Source organism: Clostridium pasteurianum BC1, assembly GCF_000389635.1.
In the GTDB taxonomy this organism is placed as follows: Bacteria; Bacillota; Clostridia; order Clostridiales; family Clostridiaceae; genus Clostridium_I; species Clostridium_I pasteurianum_A.
This window is the reverse complement of sequence record NC_021182.1, coordinates 4,581,703-4,602,556: the sequence shown is the minus strand read 5'-3', so window position 1 is coordinate 4,602,556 and position 20,854 is coordinate 4,581,703. Positions and strand designations below refer to the sequence as shown.

At 32.5% G+C, this 20,854-nt stretch carries 20 protein-coding genes, 2 tRNA genes and 1 other annotated feature; of the genes, 21 read left to right on the top strand and 1 reads right to left on the bottom strand.

What is annotated here, in order from left to right:
- Positions 1 to 77: 77 nt before the first annotated feature.
- Positions 78 to 482: a hypothetical protein gene (locus tag CLOPA_RS21435; protein WP_015617517.1), complete on the bottom strand. Its 405-nt coding sequence runs from the start codon at positions 480 to 482 to the stop codon at positions 78 to 80.
- Positions 483 to 631: 149 nt separating this feature from the next.
- Between CLOPA_RS21435 and CLOPA_RS21430 the strand changes: the two genes are divergently transcribed.
- The 21 genes from CLOPA_RS21430 (at position 632) to rpoC (ending at position 20,751) form a co-directional block, all read left to right on the top strand.
- Entirely contained in the window at positions 632 to 1,102 is a 471-nt protein-coding gene (locus tag CLOPA_RS21430) for a CarD family transcriptional regulator (RefSeq protein ID WP_015617516.1), read from the top strand.
- Positions 1,103 to 1,230: 128 nt separating this feature from the next.
- Positions 1,231 to 2,334 (top strand): PIN/TRAM domain-containing protein, encoded by a 1,104-nt coding sequence (locus tag CLOPA_RS21425; RefSeq protein WP_015617515.1) that lies wholly within the window; start codon positions 1,231 to 1,233, stop codon positions 2,332 to 2,334.
- A gap of 20 nt (positions 2,335 to 2,354) precedes the next feature.
- Positions 2,355 to 3,056 carry a 2-C-methyl-D-erythritol 4-phosphate cytidylyltransferase gene (gene ispD, locus CLOPA_RS21420; RefSeq protein WP_015617514.1) on the top strand — a complete coding sequence of 234 codons (702 nt, stop codon included), beginning with the start codon at positions 2,355 to 2,357 and terminating at the stop codon, positions 3,054 to 3,056.
- Positions 3,057 to 3,418: 362 nt separating this feature from the next.
- Positions 3,419 to 4,816, top strand: coding sequence for a cysteine--tRNA ligase (gene cysS, locus CLOPA_RS21415; protein WP_015617513.1), 1,398 nt, complete (start codon positions 3,419 to 3,421; stop codon positions 4,814 to 4,816).
- 16 nt (positions 4,817 to 4,832) lie between these two features.
- A complete protein-coding gene (locus CLOPA_RS21410) occupies positions 4,833 to 5,252 on the top strand; it encodes a Mini-ribonuclease 3 (RefSeq protein WP_015617512.1) in 420 nt (139 codons plus the stop codon).
- A gap of 2 nt (positions 5,253 to 5,254) precedes the next feature.
- Entirely contained in the window at positions 5,255 to 6,064 is an 810-nt protein-coding gene (gene thyX / locus CLOPA_RS21405; RefSeq protein WP_015617511.1) for an FAD-dependent thymidylate synthase, read from the top strand.
- A 36-nt stretch (positions 6,065 to 6,100) separates the two neighbouring features.
- Positions 6,101 to 6,931, top strand: a complete 831-nt coding sequence (gene rlmB, locus CLOPA_RS21400; RefSeq protein ID WP_015617510.1) for a 23S rRNA (guanosine(2251)-2'-O)-methyltransferase RlmB — start codon at positions 6,101 to 6,103, stop codon at positions 6,929 to 6,931.
- A gap of 2 nt (positions 6,932 to 6,933) precedes the next feature.
- A complete protein-coding gene (locus CLOPA_RS21395; protein WP_015617509.1) occupies positions 6,934 to 7,446 on the top strand; it encodes an NYN domain-containing protein in 513 nt (170 codons plus the stop codon).
- A 69-nt stretch (positions 7,447 to 7,515) separates the two neighbouring features.
- A complete protein-coding gene (sigH, locus tag CLOPA_RS21390) occupies positions 7,516 to 8,163 on the top strand; it encodes an RNA polymerase sporulation sigma factor SigH (RefSeq protein ID WP_041711041.1) in 648 nt (215 codons plus the stop codon).
- A 62-nt stretch (positions 8,164 to 8,225) separates the two neighbouring features.
- Positions 8,226 to 8,300: transfer RNA gene (locus tag CLOPA_RS21385), tRNA-Gly, on the top strand.
- 10 nt (positions 8,301 to 8,310) lie between these two features.
- Positions 8,311 to 8,386, top strand: a tRNA-Thr gene (locus CLOPA_RS21380).
- A 99-nt stretch (positions 8,387 to 8,485) separates the two neighbouring features.
- Complete coding sequence (tuf, locus tag CLOPA_RS21375) at positions 8,486 to 9,679, top strand: elongation factor Tu (protein ID WP_015617494.1); 1,194 nt, start codon at positions 8,486 to 8,488, stop codon at positions 9,677 to 9,679.
- A gap of 186 nt (positions 9,680 to 9,865) precedes the next feature.
- On the top strand, positions 9,866 to 10,015 hold the full coding sequence (gene rpmG / locus CLOPA_RS21370; protein ID WP_015617507.1) for a 50S ribosomal protein L33: 150 nt from the start codon (positions 9,866 to 9,868) through the stop codon (positions 10,013 to 10,015).
- Positions 10,016 to 10,058: 43 nt separating this feature from the next.
- Entirely contained in the window at positions 10,059 to 10,283 is a 225-nt protein-coding gene (secE, locus tag CLOPA_RS21365) for a preprotein translocase subunit SecE (RefSeq protein ID WP_015617506.1), read from the top strand.
- Between the two features lie 49 nt (positions 10,284 to 10,332).
- Positions 10,333 to 10,854, top strand: coding sequence for a transcription termination/antitermination protein NusG (gene nusG / locus CLOPA_RS21360; protein ID WP_041711652.1), 522 nt, complete (start codon positions 10,333 to 10,335; stop codon positions 10,852 to 10,854).
- Between the two features lie 73 nt (positions 10,855 to 10,927).
- Entirely contained in the window at positions 10,928 to 11,353 is a 426-nt protein-coding gene (gene rplK, locus CLOPA_RS21355; protein ID WP_015617504.1) for a 50S ribosomal protein L11, read from the top strand.
- 55 nt (positions 11,354 to 11,408) lie between these two features.
- Positions 11,409 to 12,098, top strand: a complete 690-nt coding sequence (rplA, locus tag CLOPA_RS21350) for a 50S ribosomal protein L1 (protein ID WP_015617503.1) — start codon at positions 11,409 to 11,411, stop codon at positions 12,096 to 12,098.
- A gap of 38 nt (positions 12,099 to 12,136) precedes the next feature.
- Positions 12,137 to 12,264 (top strand) — a sequence feature (ribosomal protein L10 leader region).
- Between the two features lie 35 nt (positions 12,265 to 12,299).
- Positions 12,300 to 12,812 carry a 50S ribosomal protein L10 gene (rplJ, locus tag CLOPA_RS21345; RefSeq protein WP_015617502.1) on the top strand — a complete coding sequence of 171 codons (513 nt, stop codon included), beginning with the start codon at positions 12,300 to 12,302 and terminating at the stop codon, positions 12,810 to 12,812.
- Between the two features lie 31 nt (positions 12,813 to 12,843).
- The gene (gene rplL, locus CLOPA_RS21340) at positions 12,844 to 13,212 is read left to right on the top strand and encodes a 50S ribosomal protein L7/L12 (protein ID WP_015617501.1); all 369 of its coding nucleotides are present in this window, start codon (positions 12,844 to 12,846) and stop codon (positions 13,210 to 13,212) included.
- A gap of 285 nt (positions 13,213 to 13,497) precedes the next feature.
- Positions 13,498 to 17,202 (top strand): DNA-directed RNA polymerase subunit beta, encoded by a 3,705-nt coding sequence (rpoB, locus tag CLOPA_RS21335; RefSeq protein WP_015617500.1) that lies wholly within the window; start codon positions 13,498 to 13,500, stop codon positions 17,200 to 17,202.
- Positions 17,203 to 17,223: 21 nt separating this feature from the next.
- Complete coding sequence (gene rpoC, locus CLOPA_RS21330; RefSeq protein WP_015617499.1) at positions 17,224 to 20,751, top strand: DNA-directed RNA polymerase subunit beta'; 3,528 nt, start codon at positions 17,224 to 17,226, stop codon at positions 20,749 to 20,751.
- Positions 20,752 to 20,854 lie beyond the last annotated feature (103 nt).

Genomic DNA, 20,854 nt, shown 5'->3' with positions numbered 1-20,854 from the left:
TCTTTGACTTGTTATTTATTTTCAGATGCCTTAATAAAATAAGAGTTATACTTTGATTTTGTATAACTCTATAGATACTATCTTAGATTATATTTACCTAGAGTATTAATTTTGTCATATTCTTTTAGTAAAATATCATATAAGTTAAGTCCTAAAGTATTGCAAAGAGAAGTTAAATAAAATAGATTAGTACCAATTTCACTTTCTATTATATCTCTGCAGTTCTCACATAGTTTTCCTTTTATATGTGTTTCTAAACATTGACTTAAATTTTCAATGCTTAAATCAGAATCTTTACTTGGGAGTTTTTGCTTTTTTGCTTCTATACTTATGCATCCACAATTAGTAACAGATTTTGCTATAGCTCTATTTATTCTACTTTCCGATTCTTGTAGTTTTGTCATGATGTCTAATAGACTTCTATGTCTTATCAATGACGCATCTACATTATTTTGAAAATCATCAAAAATTATATCCTTCATTAGGCTCATCTCCCCTATAAACAATTAATTTATGTCTATAAAATGATTATAGAATTCTTAATATAATTTTGTCAATAAAAGTATAGTACAAATTTTTAAGTACAGCTATATAATAAATCAAGAGTACTTTTATTGATAGGGGGATTTGAATGTTAAAAGTTGGAGAAACAATATTTATTCCTAAATATGGAGCTGGAATTGTTACTTCTATAGAAGATAGAGAATTATATGGTAAAGTTTATAATTATATAGTTATAACATTTATAATAAATGATATGAAGTTTTATATACCTAAGGAAAGAATAAATATCTATAATATAAGGCATATATCTGGTAAAGATGAGATAAATGCTGCTTTAAAAATAATTGAAGAAGATATAGATGAAATTAATAATGATTGGAGTAAAAGATATAGAGGAAATAGAAGAAAAATAAATACTGGCAATATACTAAAAATAGCCGAGGTTATAAGAGACCTATATTATATGAAAGATAAGGAAATAATGCCACCTGGAGAAGAAAAAATACTTGAGGAGGCAGCAAATATGATTGTAAGTGAAATAATGCTTGTTTTTAATTTGGAAATAGATACGGCTTATGAATTAATTCGAAAAAGTTAATATTTTATAAAAAACGTTTACTTTTATTGAAAATAAATTTTTGTTATAATATAGTAAGAAGAAAAGGTATTTTTATATGTGAATTTAAAAATAAACAATTGGTAATAATTATAAGGGAGGTGGAATTATTGTTAAAAAAATTATTGAGAGGGCTTTTAACCTTAATTGGACTTGTATTAGGATATATTTTAGGTGAGGGCCTACTAGAAACACGTTATTTTAATATAATGATAACTAAAAGTGGTGTAATTCAAACGGTATTATTTTTAATTTTATGTACTTTATTACTTGGATTAATATTTTTCTTGATATCACCTTGGATTGTTAAAGGGATTACAAAGGCTATGGAGTATTTTGAAAATAATATTCAAAAGGTACCAATATCTGAAATTGTTTTTGGTACAGCAGGTGCTATGGTAGGTTTGTTTATATCGGCCATGTTTGTTAGTTTATTTCCTAGAATGTCTATATTGTGGACATTTATAGAAGTTATTATATGTCTTATAATAGCTGCCTTTGGAGCTGACATTGCAATTAAAAAAAGAGAGGAAATAGTATTATTTTTTTCTAATGCAAAAAAGGTTAGTATAAATAAAGAGAAAAAGAACAAAGCTGTGCTTAAATCTGGAGCAAAAGTATTGGATACATCTGTAATAATTGATGGTAGAATATTTGATATTTGTCAAACGGGATTTGTTGAAGGAACTCTTATAATACCAAATTTTGTACTTCAAGAACTGAGACATATAGCTGATTCTTCTGATGGACTTAAAAGAAACAGGGGTAGGAGAGGGCTAGATATATTAAATAAAATTCAAAAAGAATTGAACGTTGATGTTCAAATATATGAGAAGGATTTTCCTGATATTGAAGAGGTAGATAGTAAGCTTTTAAAATTAGCACAAATCATGAATGGTAAAGTTGTAACTAATGACTATAATTTAAATAAGGTAGCGGAGTTTCAAGGCGTTCCTGTACTTAATATAAATGAACTTGCTAATGCTGTAAAACCAGTAGTTTTACCAGGAGAAGAAATGATAATTACGATTATGAAGGATGGTAAAGAATCAGGACAGGGAATTGCATACTTGGATGATGGAACCATGATAGTGGTAGAAGGTGGTAGAAAACACATTGGTGAAACTCTTAATGTTGCTGTTACATCTGTATTACAAACTGCAGCAGGAAGAATGATATTCGCTAAACAGAAGGAAAACTTAAGTAAGGCTTAGGTAAGGGAGTTATAATTGAGATGGGAAAAAACTGTGCTATAATAGTAGCTGGTGGCAAGGGAACAAGAATGGGCAAAGGAATAAATAAATTATTCCTTAAAATAAAAGATAAGCCTTTATTGGCGTATACATTAGAAGCATTTGAAAAAAATCAATACATTGATAGTATAATATTAGTATCAGCTAAGAACGAAATGGAATATTGTAGAAGTGAAATAGTATTAAAATATTCTATTAGCAAAGTAAAGAAAATAGTATGTGGTGGAGAGAATAGGCAGCAATCGGTATTAAATGGTCTGAATGCTATTAAAGAATCTGATATAGTGCTTATTCATGATGGAGCAAGACCTTTTGTTAGTCACAAAATTATATGTAATGGTATAAAATATGCCAATATGTATGGAGCCTGTGCCTGTGGTGTGAAACCCAAAGATACAATTAAAGTAAAGAATGATGTAGGATTTTCTGACTATACATTGGATAGAAATAAACTATTCTGTGTTCAGACACCACAGAGTTTTAAAAGGGATATAATCATAAGTGCACATAAAGATATTATGAATAAAGATATAACTGTGACGGATGATACTATGGTAGCTGAAATATGTGGATACAATGTCTTTTTATATGAAGGGAGCTATACGAATATAAAGGTGACAACTCCGGATGATTTACTTTTAGGCGAGAGGATACTCAGAGATTTTAATTATTTAGATGTTTAAATCTAAAATTATGTATAATTTTAGAAAGTATAGTTTTTAACTCGCCCTTAATGAATAGGGTGAGCTTTTTTACTCTATAGAAAATTATAGCTTTTAAATCCTAAAAGATGTATGATGTTTAAATGAAAAAATTAAATAAATTTAAGCTTAATATATAATTTAAATGATTTAGCCTTTGCTATGAAATAATTGTAATGCTATAATCTTACCATAGATGAAAATAGAATTTATAGTAGATTATATGTGATAGTGGATATTTATATAATTGGAATTGTTGATAATAGTAGCTACTAATGGGATTTTATGAATATTATTTCCTAATATTGTTACAATTGTAATGGCTAAAAAGTAGGAGGTAAAATATGAAAATATTTAATACAATGTCTAAAAAAAAGGAAGAATTTGTACCAATTAATCCTGGAAAAGTTAAGATGTACGTCTGCGGGCCTACGGTTTATAATTTTTTTCATATAGGTAATGCAAGAACATTTATTATATTTGATACAGTAAGAAGGTATTTTGAATATAAAGGTTATAAAGTAAGCTTTGTACAAAATTTTACGGATATTGATGATAGGATGATAAATAAGGCAAATCAAGATGGAATAAGCATTAAAGAATTAGGGGACAGATTTATTTCTGAATATTATAAAGATGCAGATGGGTTATATATAGAGAGAGCTACTGCAAATCCAAGAGCAACAGAATTTATTCAGGATATTATAAGTTTTGTTAGTGATCTTATTGATAAAGGATATGCCTATGAAATTGACGGAGATGTTTATTTTAGTACTGAAAAGTTTAAAAATTATGGTAAATTGTCGGGACAAAATTTAGAAGAATTAGAAAGTGGAGTAAGAATAAACGTAGATGAAAGAAAAAAAGACCCTATGGATTTTGCTATATGGAAAACGCAAAAGGATGGTGAACCAGCATGGGAAAGTCCATGGGGACCTGGAAGACCGGGATGGCATATAGAATGCTCTTGCATGGCACATAAGTTATTAGGTGATACTATAGATATTCATGCTGGTGGTATGGATTTGGTTTTTCCACATCATGAAAATGAAATTGCGCAAAGCGAAAGTAGAAACGGCAAAAAATTTGCCAACTATTGGATGCATTCTGCTTATTTAAATGTAAATAATCAAAAGATGTCAAAATCTTTAAATAATTTTTTGACGGCGAGAGATGCGCTTAAAAAATTTGATCCTGAAGTTATAAGATTCCTTATGCTAAGTGCACACTATAGAACTCAATTAAATTACAGTCCTGACCTATTGGAGTCAGATAGATCAGCCCTTGAGAGATTGTATAATTCTATCTATAATTTAGAAAATCTATTAGAAAAGACTAATATGGATAAATTAAAAGATGGAGAAAAGGTATATTTGGATAATTTAAATTCCTATAGAGATAAATATGTTGAAAAAATGGAGGACGATTTTAATACTGCGGATGCCATTTCCGTGATATTTGACTTAGTGAGGGATATAAATTCCAATTTGGGTATTGAATCTTCAAAAGAGATTATAGAAACTTCTCTTAATTTAATTAGAGAATTGGGAAAACCTCTTGGAATACTTCAGAAGTCTACAAAAGTTAATTTAGAGGAAGAAATAGAAAAATTAATCGAGAAAAGGCAAAAAGCTAGAAAGGAAAAGAATTTTGCTCTTTCAGATAAAATAAGGGATGATTTAAAAGCAAAGGGTATAATACTTTTAGATACGCCAGAAGGTGTAAGATGGAAAAAAGCATGATTCAAGAGGTGCATATATGGAATTTAATTTGTTAAAAAGCAGCTTTACTAAGCAGGAGGCAAAAAATTTAAATCCATTAGTACTTGCATTTGTAGGTGATGCGATATATGAAGTTTTTATAAGAACTTATATTGTCAATGAAAATAGAAATATGCATGTACATAAACTTCACATTGAAGTTGTTTCTTTTGTAAAAGCTCATGCTCAAAGTGAATTTATAAAAGAACTTTTAAAAGATTTAAACGAAGAGGAATTATCCATTTATAAAAGAGGTAGGAATTCAAAATCTGGTACTGTACCAAAAAATGCAGATTTATGTGAATACAGATCTGCTACAGGGTTTGAAGCACTTTTTGGATATTTATATTTAACAGAGCAAAATGATAGGATAAACTATTTCATTAACAGAATTATTAAAATAAAGATAGGGGAATAAAAATGTCACTAAAGGTAAATTTGGTAGAATATACTCCAAATCCAGAGAAAGTTGTAGCAGCGGCTGCAAAGCTTTGTTATAGTTCCATTGGAGTAGACGATATTATGAAAAATTTAAATGAAGAAAATACAAATAAATTTATAAATATGTTAATGTCTTATGGACATCATTCTCCTATTGAACACGTTTCATTTACTTTTGCTATAGAAGGTGTATCAAGAAGTTTAACTCACCAATTAGTGAGACATAGACTTGCATCATATTCTCAGCAAAGTCAAAGATATGTAAAACTTACTCAATTTGAATACATAGTTCCACCAGAAATTGAAAAAAGCAAAAAAGCAAAAGAAGTTTTTATTAGTGCTATGGAAAAGGATCAACAGGTATATGATGAACTTGTTAAATTACTAAAGGAGTTAGCTTTTAGTAGTTTGGAAGAAGAATATATTAGAGTAAATAAGTCAAAGTCAGGCGAAATAGATGAAAAAAATTTATCTCATCTTTTAAGTAAAGCAGAAAAAAAAGCTATTGAAGATGCAAGATATGTATTTCCAAATGCTTGTGAAACAAAAATTATTGTAACTATGAATGCTAGAGAACTTATGCATTTTTTTGGCGAAAGATGTTGTAATAGAGCACAATGGGAAATTAGAGCCATGGCAAATGAAATGTTAATGGAAGTAAAGAAGGTATCCCCTGTATTATTTAAATATAGTGGACCTGATTGTGTTAGAGGGATATGCCCAGAAGGTTCAATGACTTGTGGTAAAATTTTAGAAGTAAGAGAACTATATTTAAATAAACAAATATGATTTTATAAAATTAATTATATATAGAAGGGGTTAACTATGAGAGAAAAACAAATAGCAGAAAAGAATAATAGAGGTGTTCCTAGGAAGAACACAAATAGAGATAAAAAGGTTGTTAAAGATTCAGGAAGAGAAGATCTAGTAGAGGGAAGAAATGCTGTAATTGAAGCTTTAAAATCTGATAGAACCGTAGAACAGATATTAGTGGCTAAAGGAGATAGTGAGGGTTCAATTAATGTTATTTATGCATTGGCCAAAGAAAAACATATAGTAATAAAAGAAGCTGATAGAAAAAAACTTGATCAGATGTCGGATACTGGTGCACATCAAGGAGTTATAGCTATAGTAACTCCATATAAATATTTTGAAATTAATGATATTTTAAATTATGCAGCAAGTAAAGGGGAAAAGCCTTTTATAATAGTTTTGGATGAAATTGAAGATCCACATAATTTAGGGTCAATAATTAGGTCTGCAGAAATATGTGGTGTACATGGAGTTATAATCCCAAAAAGAAGAAATGTTGGTATTACACCTATAGTGTATAAATCATCAGCAGGTGCTGTAGAGTATATGAAAATTGCTAAAGTTACTAATATAAATTCCACTATCGATATTCTTAAAAAGAAAGGTATTTGGATCTATGGTGCAGATATGGACGGCAAAAATTATTGCTATGAAAATAATTTTCTTGGGGCTATTGCATTAGTGATTGGTAGTGAAGGCAGAGGAATATCAAAGTTAACTAAAGAAAAATGCGATGGTTTAGTTAAAATTCCTATGCATGGCAGGATTACATCTCTAAATGCATCTGTTGCAGCAGGCATAATTATGTATGAAGTGCTGAAGCAAAAGATCCAAAGAGGATAAAAGTGAAAAATATATTTATTGATGGATATAATGTAATTAATAGTTGGAAAGAGCTAAGACAAGAGAATACAGGAAGTATGGAGATTTCAAGAATGAAATTAAAGGATATACTTCTTAATTATGGAGTTTACAACGGCTATAAGATTTTTTTAGTGTTTGATGCACATCTGCAGGCTGGAAGTATTGAAAAGAAGGAAAAGGTTAATAAGAATCTAATGATTGTATTCACTAAAGAAGGAGAAACGGCAGACAGTTTTATAGAAAGATATGTAAATAATATAGGAAGAAAATACGAAGTTTTAGTCGTTACATCAGATTCGTTAGAACAGCAATTAATATTTCAAAGAGGTGCCATAAGAATGTCATCTATAGAATTCTATCATGAGATAAAATCTATTGAAAATAAAATAAGAAAACAGGGCATAAAGAAACAAGATGATGCAAGATACAGTTTGAAAGATAGAATTGATAGAGATATTGCAGATAAGCTAGAAGAGATGCGTAGAAGTAAATAAAATACTTGACTTGTAAATTATTGCTAATGTATAATTTAGTAGATGCTTTTACTCATTGGAGGGGATAACTTGGTGAAAAGGGGAACTATAGAAGCTCAATCTTCAAAATACAATGAATGGCTAGATGAAGAAATTGCTATTGAAGCAAAAAATGGGGATAAAAAAGCTCAAGAATATATTATTGGTAAGTACGAAAATTTTGTAAAAGCTAAAGCTAAATCTTATTTCTTAATTGGGGCTGATAAAGAAGATATTTATCAAGAGGGAATGATAGGATTATATAAAGCAATTAGAGATTTTAAACCACATAAATTGGCATCATTTAAAGCTTTTGCGGAACTTTGCATAACACGCCAAATTATAACGGCTATTAAAACGGCAACTAGACAAAAGCATATACCACTTAATACATATATTTCTTTAAATAAACCCATATATGATGAGGAATCAGATAGAACACTTTTAGATGTGCTGTCTAGTGTAAAAGTGGCAGACCCTGAGGAACTTGTTATTAGTAGAGAAGAGGTCATAAGTATTGAAACTGAAATTGGACAAGTGCTTTCTGAACTTGAGCTGGAAGTTCTTATGTCATATTTAGAGGGAAAATCCTATCAGGAAATTGCTTGTGATTTAGATAGATGTGCTAAGTCTATAGATAATGCATTACAAAGGGTGAAAAGAAAATTGGAGAAGTGTTTAGATAAAAGGTTATTTTAGTATTGACAAAATAGCGAATTAGTGTTAAAATAAATAACTAGTGTATGCATTGCGCTATACGTGCGGGAATAGCTCAGTGGTAGAGCACTAGCTTCCCAAGCTGGGGGTCGCGGGTTCGAGACCCGTTTCCCGCTCCAAAGTGAAATTGCCCATGTAGCTCAGCAGGTAGAGCGTCACCTTGGTAAGGTGGAGGTCACCAGTTCAAGCCTGGCCGTGGGCTCCATACTTGGAATTTACAACACACGTGGGACAGTGTACACTAAGATGTAATAATAATAACTCAAAAATTAAGGTAATAGCTTGGTAAAAGGAGGAATAAAAAATGGCAAAAGCAAAATTTGAGAGAAATAAACCACATGTAAACATAGGAACAATAGGTCACGTAGATCATGGTAAGACAACATTAACAGCAGCAATAACAACAGTATTAGCACAAACAGGTGGAGCAACAGCAACAAACTATGCAGAAATAGATAAAGCACCAGAAGAAAAAGAAAGAGGAATAACAATCAACACAGCACACGTAGAATATGAGACAGCAAATAGACATTATGCACACGTTGATTGTCCAGGACATGCAGATTATGTAAAGAACATGATAACAGGAGCAGCACAAATGGATGGAGCAATCCTAGTAGTAAGTGCGGCAGATGGTCCAATGCCACAGACAAGAGAACATATACTACTAGCAAGCAGAGTTGGAGTTCAGCACATAGTAGTATTCCTAAACAAAGCAGATATGGTAGATGATCCAGAGTTAATAGAATTAGTAGAAATGGAAGTAAGAGAACTGTTAAGCGAATATGGATTTCCAGGAGATGATACTCCAATAATAGTAGGAAGTGCATTGAAAGCATTAGAGAATCCAACAGATCCAGAAGCATCAAAGCCAATATTAGACTTAATGGAAGCAGTAGATAGCTATATACCAACACCAGAAAGAGCAACAGATAAGCCATTCCTAATGCCAGTAGAAGATGTATTCACAATAACAGGAAGAGGAACAGTTGCAACAGGAAGAGTAGAAAGCGGAATTCTACATGTAGGAGACGAAGTAGAAATCGTAGGAATAAGAGAAGAGACAGGAAAGACAGTAGTAACTGGAGTAGAAATGTTCAGAAAATTACTAGATGAAGCAATGGCAGGAGATAATATTGGAGCATTACTAAGAGGAATCCAGAGAACAGACATAGAAAGAGGTCAGGTATTAGCTAAACCGGGATCAGTAACACCGCACAATAAATTTGTAGGTCAGGTATATGTATTAAAGAAAGAAGAAGGCGGAAGACATACACCATTCTTTGATGGATACAGACCACAATTTTATTTCAGAACAACAGATGTAACAGGATTAATAAAATTACCAGAAGGAATGGAAATGGTAATGCCAGGAGACCATATAGATATGACAGTTGAATTAATTAGCCCAGTAGCAATGACTGATAATTTAAGATTTGCTATAAGAGAAGGCGGAAGAACAGTTGGTTCTGGCGTTGTTACTTCTATTGTTAAATAGTCTGATTTGATTATGGACTGGGTCATTACCTAGTCCTTTTAAAAGTATAAAGTTAAGCCTACATTTCATATTTCATTTTAATATATTTGTTGACAGGAGTAGTTAATTGTGATAAATTACTAAGGTAACACATGTTTTGAAAAGCGTATGTTATGTATAAGGCTTCAAAACCGGGAGGTGTAGATTGTGAGAGTTAAAGTAACTTTAGCATGTACAGAATGTAAACAAAGAAATTATAATACTATGAAAAATAAAAAAAATGATCCAGATAGACTTGAAATGAGAAAATACTGTCCTTTCTGCCGTACACATACACTTCATAAAGAGACAAAATAGTTATGACCTATTTACTCAATTTTTTTTATAGGATGTGAATAGAATGTCTAATAGTGGAAAAGCTGAAAAAATAAAGGAATCACCGTTAAAAGGGTTAATAAACTTTTTTAAGGAACTTAAGGCGGAAACTAAAAGGATTACTTGGCCATCTAAATTTGATGCTAAGAAAGCTACTGCGGTAGTTACAGTATTCTGTGCAATTTATGTTGTAATAATTGCTATTTTGGATTTGGGTTTCATTAACCTCTTCAAGGTGATCTTTAAATAAGGTGTAAAAGGAGGTTATGGGACTAGGAATAAATCCTAATCCTAAGATTATGGGAGAAAAAGCTAGATGGTATGTAGTACATACATATTCAGGGTATGAAAATAAAGTTAAGGCCAATATAGAAAAGACTATAGAAAATAGAAATATTCATGATTTGATCTATGATATTCAAGTGCCTATGGAAGAAGAAATTGAAGAAAAAGACGGCAAGAAAAAAGTAACTCTTAAGAAGGTTTTTCCTGGATATGTTCTAATTAAGATGATAATGACCGATGATTCTTGGTATGTAGTTAGAAATACAAGAGGAGTAACTGGATTCGTTGGCCCAGGATCTAAACCAGTAGCGCTCACTGATGAAGAAGTTGATTCTATGGGTATCGTTGAGAAACCTGTAAAAATTGATATTGAAGTGGGTGAAAGCGTTAAAGTAATTAGTGGACCTTTAGAAAATCAAATTGCTTTAGTTCAGGAAATTACTGAGGATAAGCAAAGAATTAAGGGCTTAGTTAATATGTTTGGCAGGGAAACTCCTGTTGAACTTGAATTTAATCAAATACAAAAATTAGATTAGTAAAGACGAAAGTCTTAATAAAGTGGGAGAATTTTTAAAATTCGTATGACCACATTACAGGAGGTGTAAACTCATGGCTAAAAAAGTGGTAGGTTTAATAAAACTTCAATTACCTGCAGGAAAGGCAACTCCAGCACCACCAGTTGGACCAGCACTTGGACAACATGGTGTTAATATTATGGCATTCTGTAAGGAATATAATGCTAAGACTGCTAATCAAGCAGGACTTACTATACCAGTTGTAATTACAGTTTATCAGGATAGATCATTTAGTTTTATACTAAAAACTCCACCAGCAGCAGTATTAATTAAAAAAGCAGCTGGGATTAAGAGTGGATCAGGTGTGCCAAATAAAACAAAGGTTGCAAAAATTACTAAGGATCAAGTTAAGCAGATAGCTGAAACAAAGATGCCAGACTTAAATGCAGGTTCATTAGAAGCTGCTATGAGTATGGTAGCTGGAACAGCTAGAAGTATGGGCGTAGAAGTTACAGAATAGTTTTTCTAATTCAGTGGGAGGCAAAAACCGTTAATACCACAAAGGAGGATTTTTTATGGGAAAGAATTATGTTGAAAGTGCAAAACTTATCGACAAAAATGTTCTATATACGCCAAGTGAAGCAGTAGAGTTAGCAATAAAGACTTCAAAAGCTAAATTTGATGAAACTATAGAACTTGCAATTAGACTTGGTGTAGATCCAAGACATGCAGATCAACAGGTTAGAGGTGCAGTAGTATTGCCTCATGGAACTGGAAAAAAAGTTAGAGTTTTAGTCTTTGCTAAAGGTGAAAAGGCTAAGGAAGCAGAAGCAGCAGGAGCTGAATTTGTTGGAGCAGATGAGTTGGCTTCAAAAATTCAGAGTGAAAATTGGTTTGATTTCGATGTAGTTGTAGCTACTCCGGATATGATGGGCGTAGTTGGAAGACTTGGTAGAATATTAGGACCTAAGGGGTTAATGCCTAATCCAAAATCAGGTACAGTTACATTTGATTTAGCTAAAGCTATTGCTGAAATAAAGGCTGGTAAAGTTGAGTATAGAGTTGATAAAACTTCTATCGTGCATGTTCCAATTGGAAAGCATTCCTTTGGAAATGATAAACTTGGACAAAATTTTCATGCTTTAGTAGAAGCTATAGTAAAGGCAAAGCCATCAGCAGCTAAAGGACAATATATAAGATCAGTAGTAATAAGCAGTACTATGGGACCGGGAATTAAGATTAATCCTGTAAAAATTTTAGATTAGTATTGACTTATAATTATATATTTGATATACTTTCAAAAGTTAAATAAGTAAACACTCCGTAGATAGTAGGTGCTTAGGCGTAACGGGAAACCAACCTACCGAGGATTCCAATATATGATCGTGTATATGGTCTCTTCGTTCTACGGAGAGATCTTTAGTTTTTAATTGAGCAGTTTTAAACTGTGAGGAGGTGGATACACAGTGGCAAGCAAATTTAAAGAATTAAAAGAAGCAAAAATTTCGGAAATAAAAGATAAGTTAGGTAAAGCAGAAGCTGTTATAATGGTAAATTATCAAGGATTGACAGTTGAAGAAGATACTGAACTTAGAAAGAACTTAAGAGATGCTGGTGTGGAATATAAAGTTTACAAAAATACATTAGTAACTCGCGCAGCAAATGAACTTGGATTTGAAAAAATGGTTCAATATCTTGAGGGACCAATAGCTGTAGCTATTGGATACGAGGATCCAACTGTTCCTGCAAGAATTTTAAATGATTTTTCCAAAGCTCATAAAGCATTGGAATTAAAAGCAGGATTCGTACAAGGTGAAATATTTGATGAAAACAAAGTCAAAGAACTTGCATCTGTTCCATCAAAGGAAATACTTATTGCAAAATTACTTGGAAGCTTCAAAGCTCCAATATCCAATTTTGCTTACTTAGTAAGCGCTATAAAGGATAAAAAAGAATCAGAGTCATCTGAACAAGCTTAAAAAAGAGAAATATATTCGGAGGTGCTATAAAATGTCAAAAGAAGAAATAATTGAAGCTATAAAAGGTATGACTGTTTTAGAGTTAAATGAATTAGTAAAATCTTGTGAAGAAGAATTTGGTGTTAGTGCTGCTGCTCCTGTAGCTGCAGCTGGTGCTGGTGCTGCAGCTGGTGCTACAGCTGAAGAAAAATCAGAATTTGATATAGTTTTAACAGAAACTGGTGCTAACAAAATCAAAGTTATTAAAGTAGTTAGAGAAATAACTGGATTAGGATTAAAAGATGCTAAAGAAATAGTTGACGGAGCTCCAAAAACTATTAAAGAAGCTGTAGCTAAAGAAGAAGCTGAAGCAATTAAAGCTAAAATTGAAGAAACAGGCGCAAAAGTAGAATTAAAGTAGTCAGTTTCTAAAATGGCACTCCAAAGAGTGCCATTTTTTTTTAAGAATAATAAAACAGCATATAATTTTAATTTTTTAATTGGATTGACATATAATATGTTTTATGATATCATATGGAAATGCAACGAAATATTTAGATTTTGTTTAACAAAATTACGTATTATATGAATTAATGTTAGTTTTATGGTTATAATAACCAAATAGTAAGGTGATTAACCCAGAAATGTAATTCCATAGGTGAAGTGCGTTTTTGGTTATTTTAGTTTATACAAGGGGTGAAAGCTAATGGTACATCCTGTGCAAGTGGGTAAAAGAACAAGAATGAGTTTTTCTAAGCAACATGAAATTGGAAAGATGCCTAATCTCATAGAAATACAATTAGATTCATATGAGTGGTTTCTTAAAGAAGGACTTCAGGAAATATTTGATGACATTAATCCAATTCAAGATTATACAGGCAATCTTGTTCTAGAGTTTGTAGGCTACAAACTTGATATGGAAAACATCAAGTATTCTGTGGAGGAATGTAAGGAAAGAGATACTACATATGCAGCACCTTTAAAGGTAAAGGTTAGATTGCTTAATAAGGAGACTGGTGAAGTTAAAGAACAGGAAGTTTTTATGGGAGACTTTCCTTTAATGACAGAACAGGGAACTTTTGTAATTAACGGTGCTGAAAGAGTTATAGTAAGTCAATTGGTAAGGTCGCCAGGTGTTTATTATGATTTCTTGGTAGATAAAACTGGTAAAAAATTATTTTCATCTACAGTTATTCCAAATAGAGGAGCTTGGCTAGAATACGAAACTGATAGTAATAGTGTTATCTATGTAAGGATAGATAAGACTAGAAAATTACCAATTACTATATTGGCGAGAGCCATGGGTTATGGATCAGATGCTGATATTGTAGAGTATTTTGGTGAAGAAGAGAGATTAAAGGCCACAATTGAGAAGGATAATACAAAAACTAAAGAAGAGGCATTGTTAGAAATATATAAAAGATTAAGGCCTGGTGAACCTCCTACTGTAGATAGTGCAGTTTCACTTATAGACTCTTTGTTTTTTGATCCTAAGAGATATGATTTATCTAGAGTTGGAAGATATAAATTTAATAAAAAATTAGCCATAAGTCTTAGAATTGCCAATAAGATAGCTGCTGAGGATATAGTTAATGATGAAACTGGAGAGATAGTTGTCCAAAAAGGTGAGAGAATTGATAGGGAAAAGGCTATTGAAATTCAAGACTCTGGAATTAATAAAGTGGATATTATAATTGATGATAAAGTAATTAGAGTTATAGGAAATCATTTTGTAAATATCAAACATTTTATTAAATTTGATATTAGTGATCTGAATATAAAAGAGTTAGTACATTATCCAATATTAAATGAGATATTGCAAAATTATACTGAAGAGGACTCAATAAAAGAGCAGCTTAAAAAGAATATTCACAGATTGGTGCCAAAACATATTGTGAAAGATGATATATACGCAACAGTAAGTTATGAGCTAGGGCTAGCTTATGGTGTGGGCAATGTAGATGATATTGACCATTTAGGTAACAGAAGACTTAGATCTGTTGGCGAATTATTGCAGAATCAATTTAGAATAGGGCTATCAAGAATGGAGAGAGTGGTCAAGGAAAGAATGACTATTCAGGATCAAGAAGTAATAACGCCTCAGGCACTTATCAATATAAGACCAGTGGCAGCAGCTATTAAAGAATTCTTTGGTAGTTCACAACTTTCACAATTTATGGATCAAACAAATCCACTATCAGAGCTTACACACAAGAGAAGATTGTCGGCGTTAGGTCCAGGTGGACTTTCAAGAGAAAGAGCTGGATTTGAAGTTAGAGACGTTCATCATTCCCATTATGGAAGAATGTGTCCTATAGAAACACCAGAAGGTCCTAACATAGGACTTATAAACTCTTTAGCTACTTATGCTAAGGTTAATGATTATGGATTTATAGAAAGTCCATATAGAATTGTTGATAAAAAAAATGGTAAGGTTTTAAATGAAATAAGATATTTTACGGCAGACGAAGAAGATCAATTCTTAATTGCACAGGCAAATGAACCTTTAGATGAAGCAGGAAATTTTATAGATAGTAAAATAACTGTTAGAACCAGAGATGATGTATTAGTTGTATCAAATACAGAGGTTGACCTAATGGATGTATCTTCAAGGCAGATAGTATCAGTAGCTACAGCTATGATACCGTTTCTTGAAAATGATGATGCCAGTCGTGCACTTATGGGTTCAAACATGCAGCGTCAGGCAGTGCCTTTATTAAAGCCTCAGGCTCCTATTGTAGGAACAGGTATAGAGTTTAAGGCTGCTGTTGATTCAGGAGTTCTTCCTAAAGCAAAGCACGCAGGTATAATTGATTATGTAAGTGCTAATGAAGTAAGAGTGAAGAGAGATGATAATGGCTCTATTGATTCTTACAGATTATTGAAGTTTAAAAGATCTAACCAAGGAACATGTATAAATCAAAGGCCTATAGTATCAAAAGGAGAAAAGGTAGATGTTGGCACTGTTCTATCAGATGGGCCATCTACTGACTTGGGAGAAATAGCATTAGGTAAAAATATTCGCATGGGCTTTATAACTTGGGAAGGATATAATTATGAAGATGCTATGCTTATATCTGAAGAACTTGTTAGAGAAGATGTATTTACATCAATCCATATAGAAGAATATGAAGCGGAAGCTAGAGATACTAAGCTTGGACCTGAGGAAATTACTAGAGATATACCTAACGTAGGTGATGACGCTCTTAAGGATATAGATGAGAGAGGAATTATAAGAATAGGTGCAGAAGTACGTTCAGGAGACATATTAGTGGGAAAAGTTACACCTAAAGGTGAAACTGAATTAACAGCAGAAGAAAGGCTTCTAAGAGCTATATTTGGGGAAAAAGCAAGAGAAGTAAGAGATACATCTCTTAGGGTTCCTCATGGAGAAGCTGGAATAATTGTGGATATAAAAGTTTTCACAAGAGAAAATGGAGACGAATTACCTCCTGGGGTTAATGAATTAGTAAGATGTTATATAGCCCAGAAGAGAAAAATATCTGTTGGTGATAAGATGGCAGGAAGGCATGGTAATAAAGGTGTTATTTCAAGAGTTTTACCAGAAGAAGATATGCCATTTTTACCAGATGGTAGACCTCTTCAAATATGCTTGAATCCGTTGGGTGTTCCTTCTCGTATGAATATAGGGCAGGTTTTGGAAGTCCATTTGGGATGGGCAGCAGCTAATCTTGGATGGCATATTGCAACGCCTGTATTTGATGGTGCTACAGAACCAGAAATAGTTAAATGTTTACAAAAGGCAGGATATGACGAAGATGGAAAGACTGTACTATACGATGGAAGAACTGGAGAAGCATTTGACAGTAGGGTTACAGTTGGATATATGTATATACTGAAACTAGCACATTTGGTTGATGATAAAATACATGCTAGATCAACGGGTCCCTATTCTCTAGTTACACAACAACCTTTAGGTGGTAAAGCACAGTTTGGTGGCCAGAGGTTTGGTGAAATGGAGGTTTGGGCACTTGAGGCATACGGTGCAGCTCATACTTTACAGGAAATATTAACCTTTAAGTCTGATGATGTTGTGGGTAGAGTTAAGACATACGAATCTATAGTTAAAGGTGAGAACATACCAGAACCAGGTGTTCCAGAGTCATTTAAGGTTCTTATAAAAGAACTTCAAGCTTTATGTTTGGATGTGAAAGTTCTTGCAGGAGATAATCAAGAAGTAAAATTGAAAGAAACAATGGAAGAAGGCTTGGAAGATTTAGATGTGAACATTGAAGGAAATGAAGATAGTGTTCCTCCAACTCCGCCAGATGATTATATTGAATCTGATAACCAAGACTCAGATGATGATATTGACCTAGATTATGATGATTTGCCTTTAGATGATCTTCAAGACGGATTAGAACTTGAAGATTTCAATGATGAACACTAATTATGAAGGGAGGATGTACCCTTGGAATTAAATAATTTTGATGCTTTACAAATAGGATTAGCTTCACCAGAAAAGATAAGAGAATGGTCTAGAGGTGAAGTGAAAAAACCAGAAACTATAAATTATAGGACTTTAAAACCTGAAAAGGATGGATTATTCTGTGAAAGAATATTTGGACCTATGAAGGATTGGGAATGTCATTGTGGTAAATATAAAAGAGTTAGGTATAAAGGTATAGTATGTGATAGATGTGGTGTAGAAGTAACTAAGGCTAAAGTTAGGCGTGAAAGAATGGGTCATATAGAGCTTGCTGCCCCAGTATCTCATATATGGTATTTTAAAGGAATACCATCTCGTATGGGATTGATACTAGATATGTCTCCTAGAGCTTTAGAAAAAATACTGTACTTTGCATCCTATGTTGTTCTAGATCCAAAAGAAACAGCTTTATTAAAGAAACAGCTTTTGAACGAAAAAGAATATAGAGAAGCTATTGATAAGTATGGTGAAGATAGCTTCGATGCTGGAATGGGAGCTGAATCAATTAAAAGATTACTTGAAGAAATAGGATTAGAGCAGCTGTCTGTTGAACTAAAAGATGATTTAAAAACAAGTACAGGACAGAAGAGAATAAGAATAATAAGAAGATTAGAAGTTGTAGAATCTTTTAGAAAATCAAGTAACAAACCTGACTGGATGATTATTGATGTAATACCAGTTATTCCACCAGATTTAAGACCTATGGTTCAACTTGATGGTGGAAGATTTGCTACTTCTGACTTAAATGACCTTTATAGAAGAGTCATTAATAGAAATAATAGACTTAAAAAACTTTTAGATTTGGGAGCTCCAGATATAATTGTAAGAAATGAAAAAAGAATGTTGCAAGAGGCTGTAGATGCTCTTATTGATAATGGAAGAAGAGGAAGGCCGGTAACAGGACCGGGAAATAGGCCTCTAAAATCTCTTTCAGATATGCTTAAGGGTAAACAAGGAAGATTTAGACAAAATCTTCTTGGAAAACGTGTTGACTATTCAGGCCGTTCAGTTATAGTTGTTGGACCGGAATTAAAAATGTATCAATGCGGACTTCCAAAGGAAATGGCATTAGAATTATTTAAGCCTTTTGTAATGAAGAAGTTGGTTGAAAGTGGAGTTGCCCATAATATAAAAAGTGCAAAGAGAATGGTTGAAAGAGTTCAACCTCAGGTTTGGGATGTACTTGAAGAAGTAATTTCAGATCATCCTGTATTGTTAAATCGTGCACCTACTCTTCATAGACTAGGAATTCAAGCTTTCCAACCTATATTAGTTGAGGGAAGAGCAATAAAATTACATCCACTTGCTTGTACAGCATATAATGCAGATTTTGATGGTGATCAGATGGCGGTCCATGTTCCTTTATCAGTGGAAGCGCAAGCAGAAGCAAGATTTTTAATGTTAGCTGCTCATAATATATTAAAACCATCAGATGGTAAGCCTGTATGTGTTCCAACACAGGATATGGTATTGGGATCTTATTATTTGACCATTGATAAAGATAATGTTAAAGGTGAAGGAAATTCATTTTCTTCGCCAGAAGAAGTTATTATGGCATATCAATTAGGAGAAGTTGATGTTCATGCTAAAGTAAAAGTTAAATTGTTTAAGGTTATTGATGGGGAAAAAGTATATAAAATAATAGATACTACACCTGGAAAACTTTTATTTAATGAGTCCATACCTCAAGATCTAGGATTTATTGATAGAAGTGTTCCTGAAAATGAATTTAAACTAGAAGTTGATTTCTTAGTTGGTAAAAAGAATTTAGGTAAGATTATAGATAAATGTTATTTAAAGCACGGGCCAACTAAAACATCAATTATGTTAGATAAGATTAAAGCTAAGGGATACCACTATTCATCTATAGGAGCTATAACAGTTTCTACATCTGATATGACGGTTCCTCCAGAAAAGAAAACTTTACTTAATGAAGCACAAACGTCTGTTGATAAAATAGAAAAATTGTATAGAAGAGGATATATTTCTGAAAATGAGAGATATGAAAGAGTAATAGATGTTTGGACTAAAACAACTGAGGAAGTTGCAGATGCTCTTATGAATAACTTGGATAGATTTAATCCTATATTTATGATGGCTGATTCAGGAGCCAGAGGTTCTAAGAGTCAGATTAAGCAGCTTGCTGGTATGAGAGGACTTATGGCTAATCCATCTGGTAAGATTTTGGAAATGCCTATTAAAGCATCTTTTAGAGAGGGCCTTGATGTGCTTGAGTACTTTATATCAACTCATGGAGCAAGAAAAGGTAATGCAGATACAGCACTTAAGACAGCGGATTCAGGATATCTTACAAGAAGACTTGTAGATGTATCACAAGATGTTATTGTAAAAGTTGATGATTGTGGTGCTGAAGAAGGGTTTGAAGTATCTGAAATAAAAGAGGGAAATGAAGTTATAGAACCTTTAAAAGAAAGACTTACAGGTAGATATAATGCTGAAGATATTATAAATCCTAAGACAAAAGATATAATTGTCCATAGAGATACCTACATGGATATTCACCTAGCTGAGAAAGTAGAAAATGCTGGGGTTAAAAAAGTAAAAATAAGATCTGTATTTACATGTGATTGTAAATATGGTGTATGCGCTAAATGTTATGGTATGGATATGGCTACTGCTCAGCAAATAGGTATTGGTGAAGCCGTTGGAATTATAGCAGCCCAGTCAATTGGTGAACCGGGAACACAATTAACCATGAGAACATTCCATACAGGAGGAGTTGCAGGAGCAGATATAACTCAAGGTCTTCCTAGAGTTGAAGAACTTTTTGAAGCAAGAAAACCAAAGGGTCTTGCAATAGTAAGTGAAGTTTCGGGAACCGTCAGACTTGAAGATACTAAGAAAAAGAGGATAATATATATTGTCACTGATGCTGGTGAGGAAGTTAGTTATGATATACCTTTTGGATCAAGTCTTAAGGTTCGAAATGGAGATATTATAAATGCTGGAGATGAAATTACAGAGGGTTCTATAAATCCACATGATATATTAAGAATAAAAGGTGTTAATGCTGTTAAAAATTATCTCCTGTCGGAGGTTCAAAAAGTTTATAGATTACAGGGTGTTGATATAAATGATAAACATCTTGAAGTTGTAGTAAGACAAATGACTAGAAAAGTTAAAGTTGAGGATTCAGGAGACACAGAATTGTTGCCAGGTACAATGATTGATATTTTTGACTTTAATGAAGCTAATGATAGTATAGAAGCTAACGGTGGCGAACCAGCAAAAGGAAGAATTGCTTTACTTGGAATAACAAAAGCAGCTCTTGCAACAGATTCATTCTTATCAGCAGCATCTTTCCAAGAAACCACTAGGGTCCTTACAGATGCGGCAATTAAAGGTAAAATTGATCCACTAGTAGGTCTTAAGGAAAATGTTATTATTGGTAAACTTATACCAGCTGGTACAGGTATGGCAAGGTACAAAAATATAAGTATAGAAGATGAAAAACGAGAAGATAATGAAATTTTAGTTAAAGAAAGTTAACTTAACAAATGATTTGTTGACATGAAAAGTTTAAAATGATAAAATACAGTTTGTGTGATTTTAATTGAAATCTTACAGTAATTTATCATAAGGAGGGTATTTT

Coding starts and splice junctions, on each gene's coding strand:
- CLOPA_RS21435 (WP_015617517.1), bottom strand. CDS start 482: ATGAAGGATATAATTTTTGATGATTTTCAAAATAATGTAGATGCGTCA.
- CLOPA_RS21430 (WP_015617516.1), top strand. CDS start 632: ATGTTAAAAGTTGGAGAAACAATATTTATTCCTAAATATGGAGCTGGA.
- ispD (WP_015617514.1), top strand. CDS start 2,355: ATGGGAAAAAACTGTGCTATAATAGTAGCTGGTGGCAAGGGAACAAGA.
- cysS (WP_015617513.1), top strand. CDS start 3,419: ATGAAAATATTTAATACAATGTCTAAAAAAAAGGAAGAATTTGTACCA.
- CLOPA_RS21410 (WP_015617512.1), top strand. CDS start 4,833: ATGGAATTTAATTTGTTAAAAAGCAGCTTTACTAAGCAGGAGGCAAAA.
- thyX (WP_015617511.1), top strand. CDS start 5,255: ATGTCACTAAAGGTAAATTTGGTAGAATATACTCCAAATCCAGAGAAA.
- rlmB (WP_015617510.1), top strand. CDS start 6,101: ATGAGAGAAAAACAAATAGCAGAAAAGAATAATAGAGGTGTTCCTAGG.
- tuf (WP_015617494.1), top strand. CDS start 8,486: ATGGCAAAAGCAAAATTTGAGAGAAATAAACCACATGTAAACATAGGA.
- secE (WP_015617506.1), top strand. CDS start 10,059: ATGTCTAATAGTGGAAAAGCTGAAAAAATAAAGGAATCACCGTTAAAA.
- nusG (WP_041711652.1), top strand. CDS start 10,333: ATGGGAGAAAAAGCTAGATGGTATGTAGTACATACATATTCAGGGTAT.
- rplK (WP_015617504.1), top strand. CDS start 10,928: ATGGCTAAAAAAGTGGTAGGTTTAATAAAACTTCAATTACCTGCAGGA.
- rplA (WP_015617503.1), top strand. CDS start 11,409: ATGGGAAAGAATTATGTTGAAAGTGCAAAACTTATCGACAAAAATGTT.
- rplL (WP_015617501.1), top strand. CDS start 12,844: ATGTCAAAAGAAGAAATAATTGAAGCTATAAAAGGTATGACTGTTTTA.
- rpoB (WP_015617500.1), top strand. CDS start 13,498: ATGGTACATCCTGTGCAAGTGGGTAAAAGAACAAGAATGAGTTTTTCT.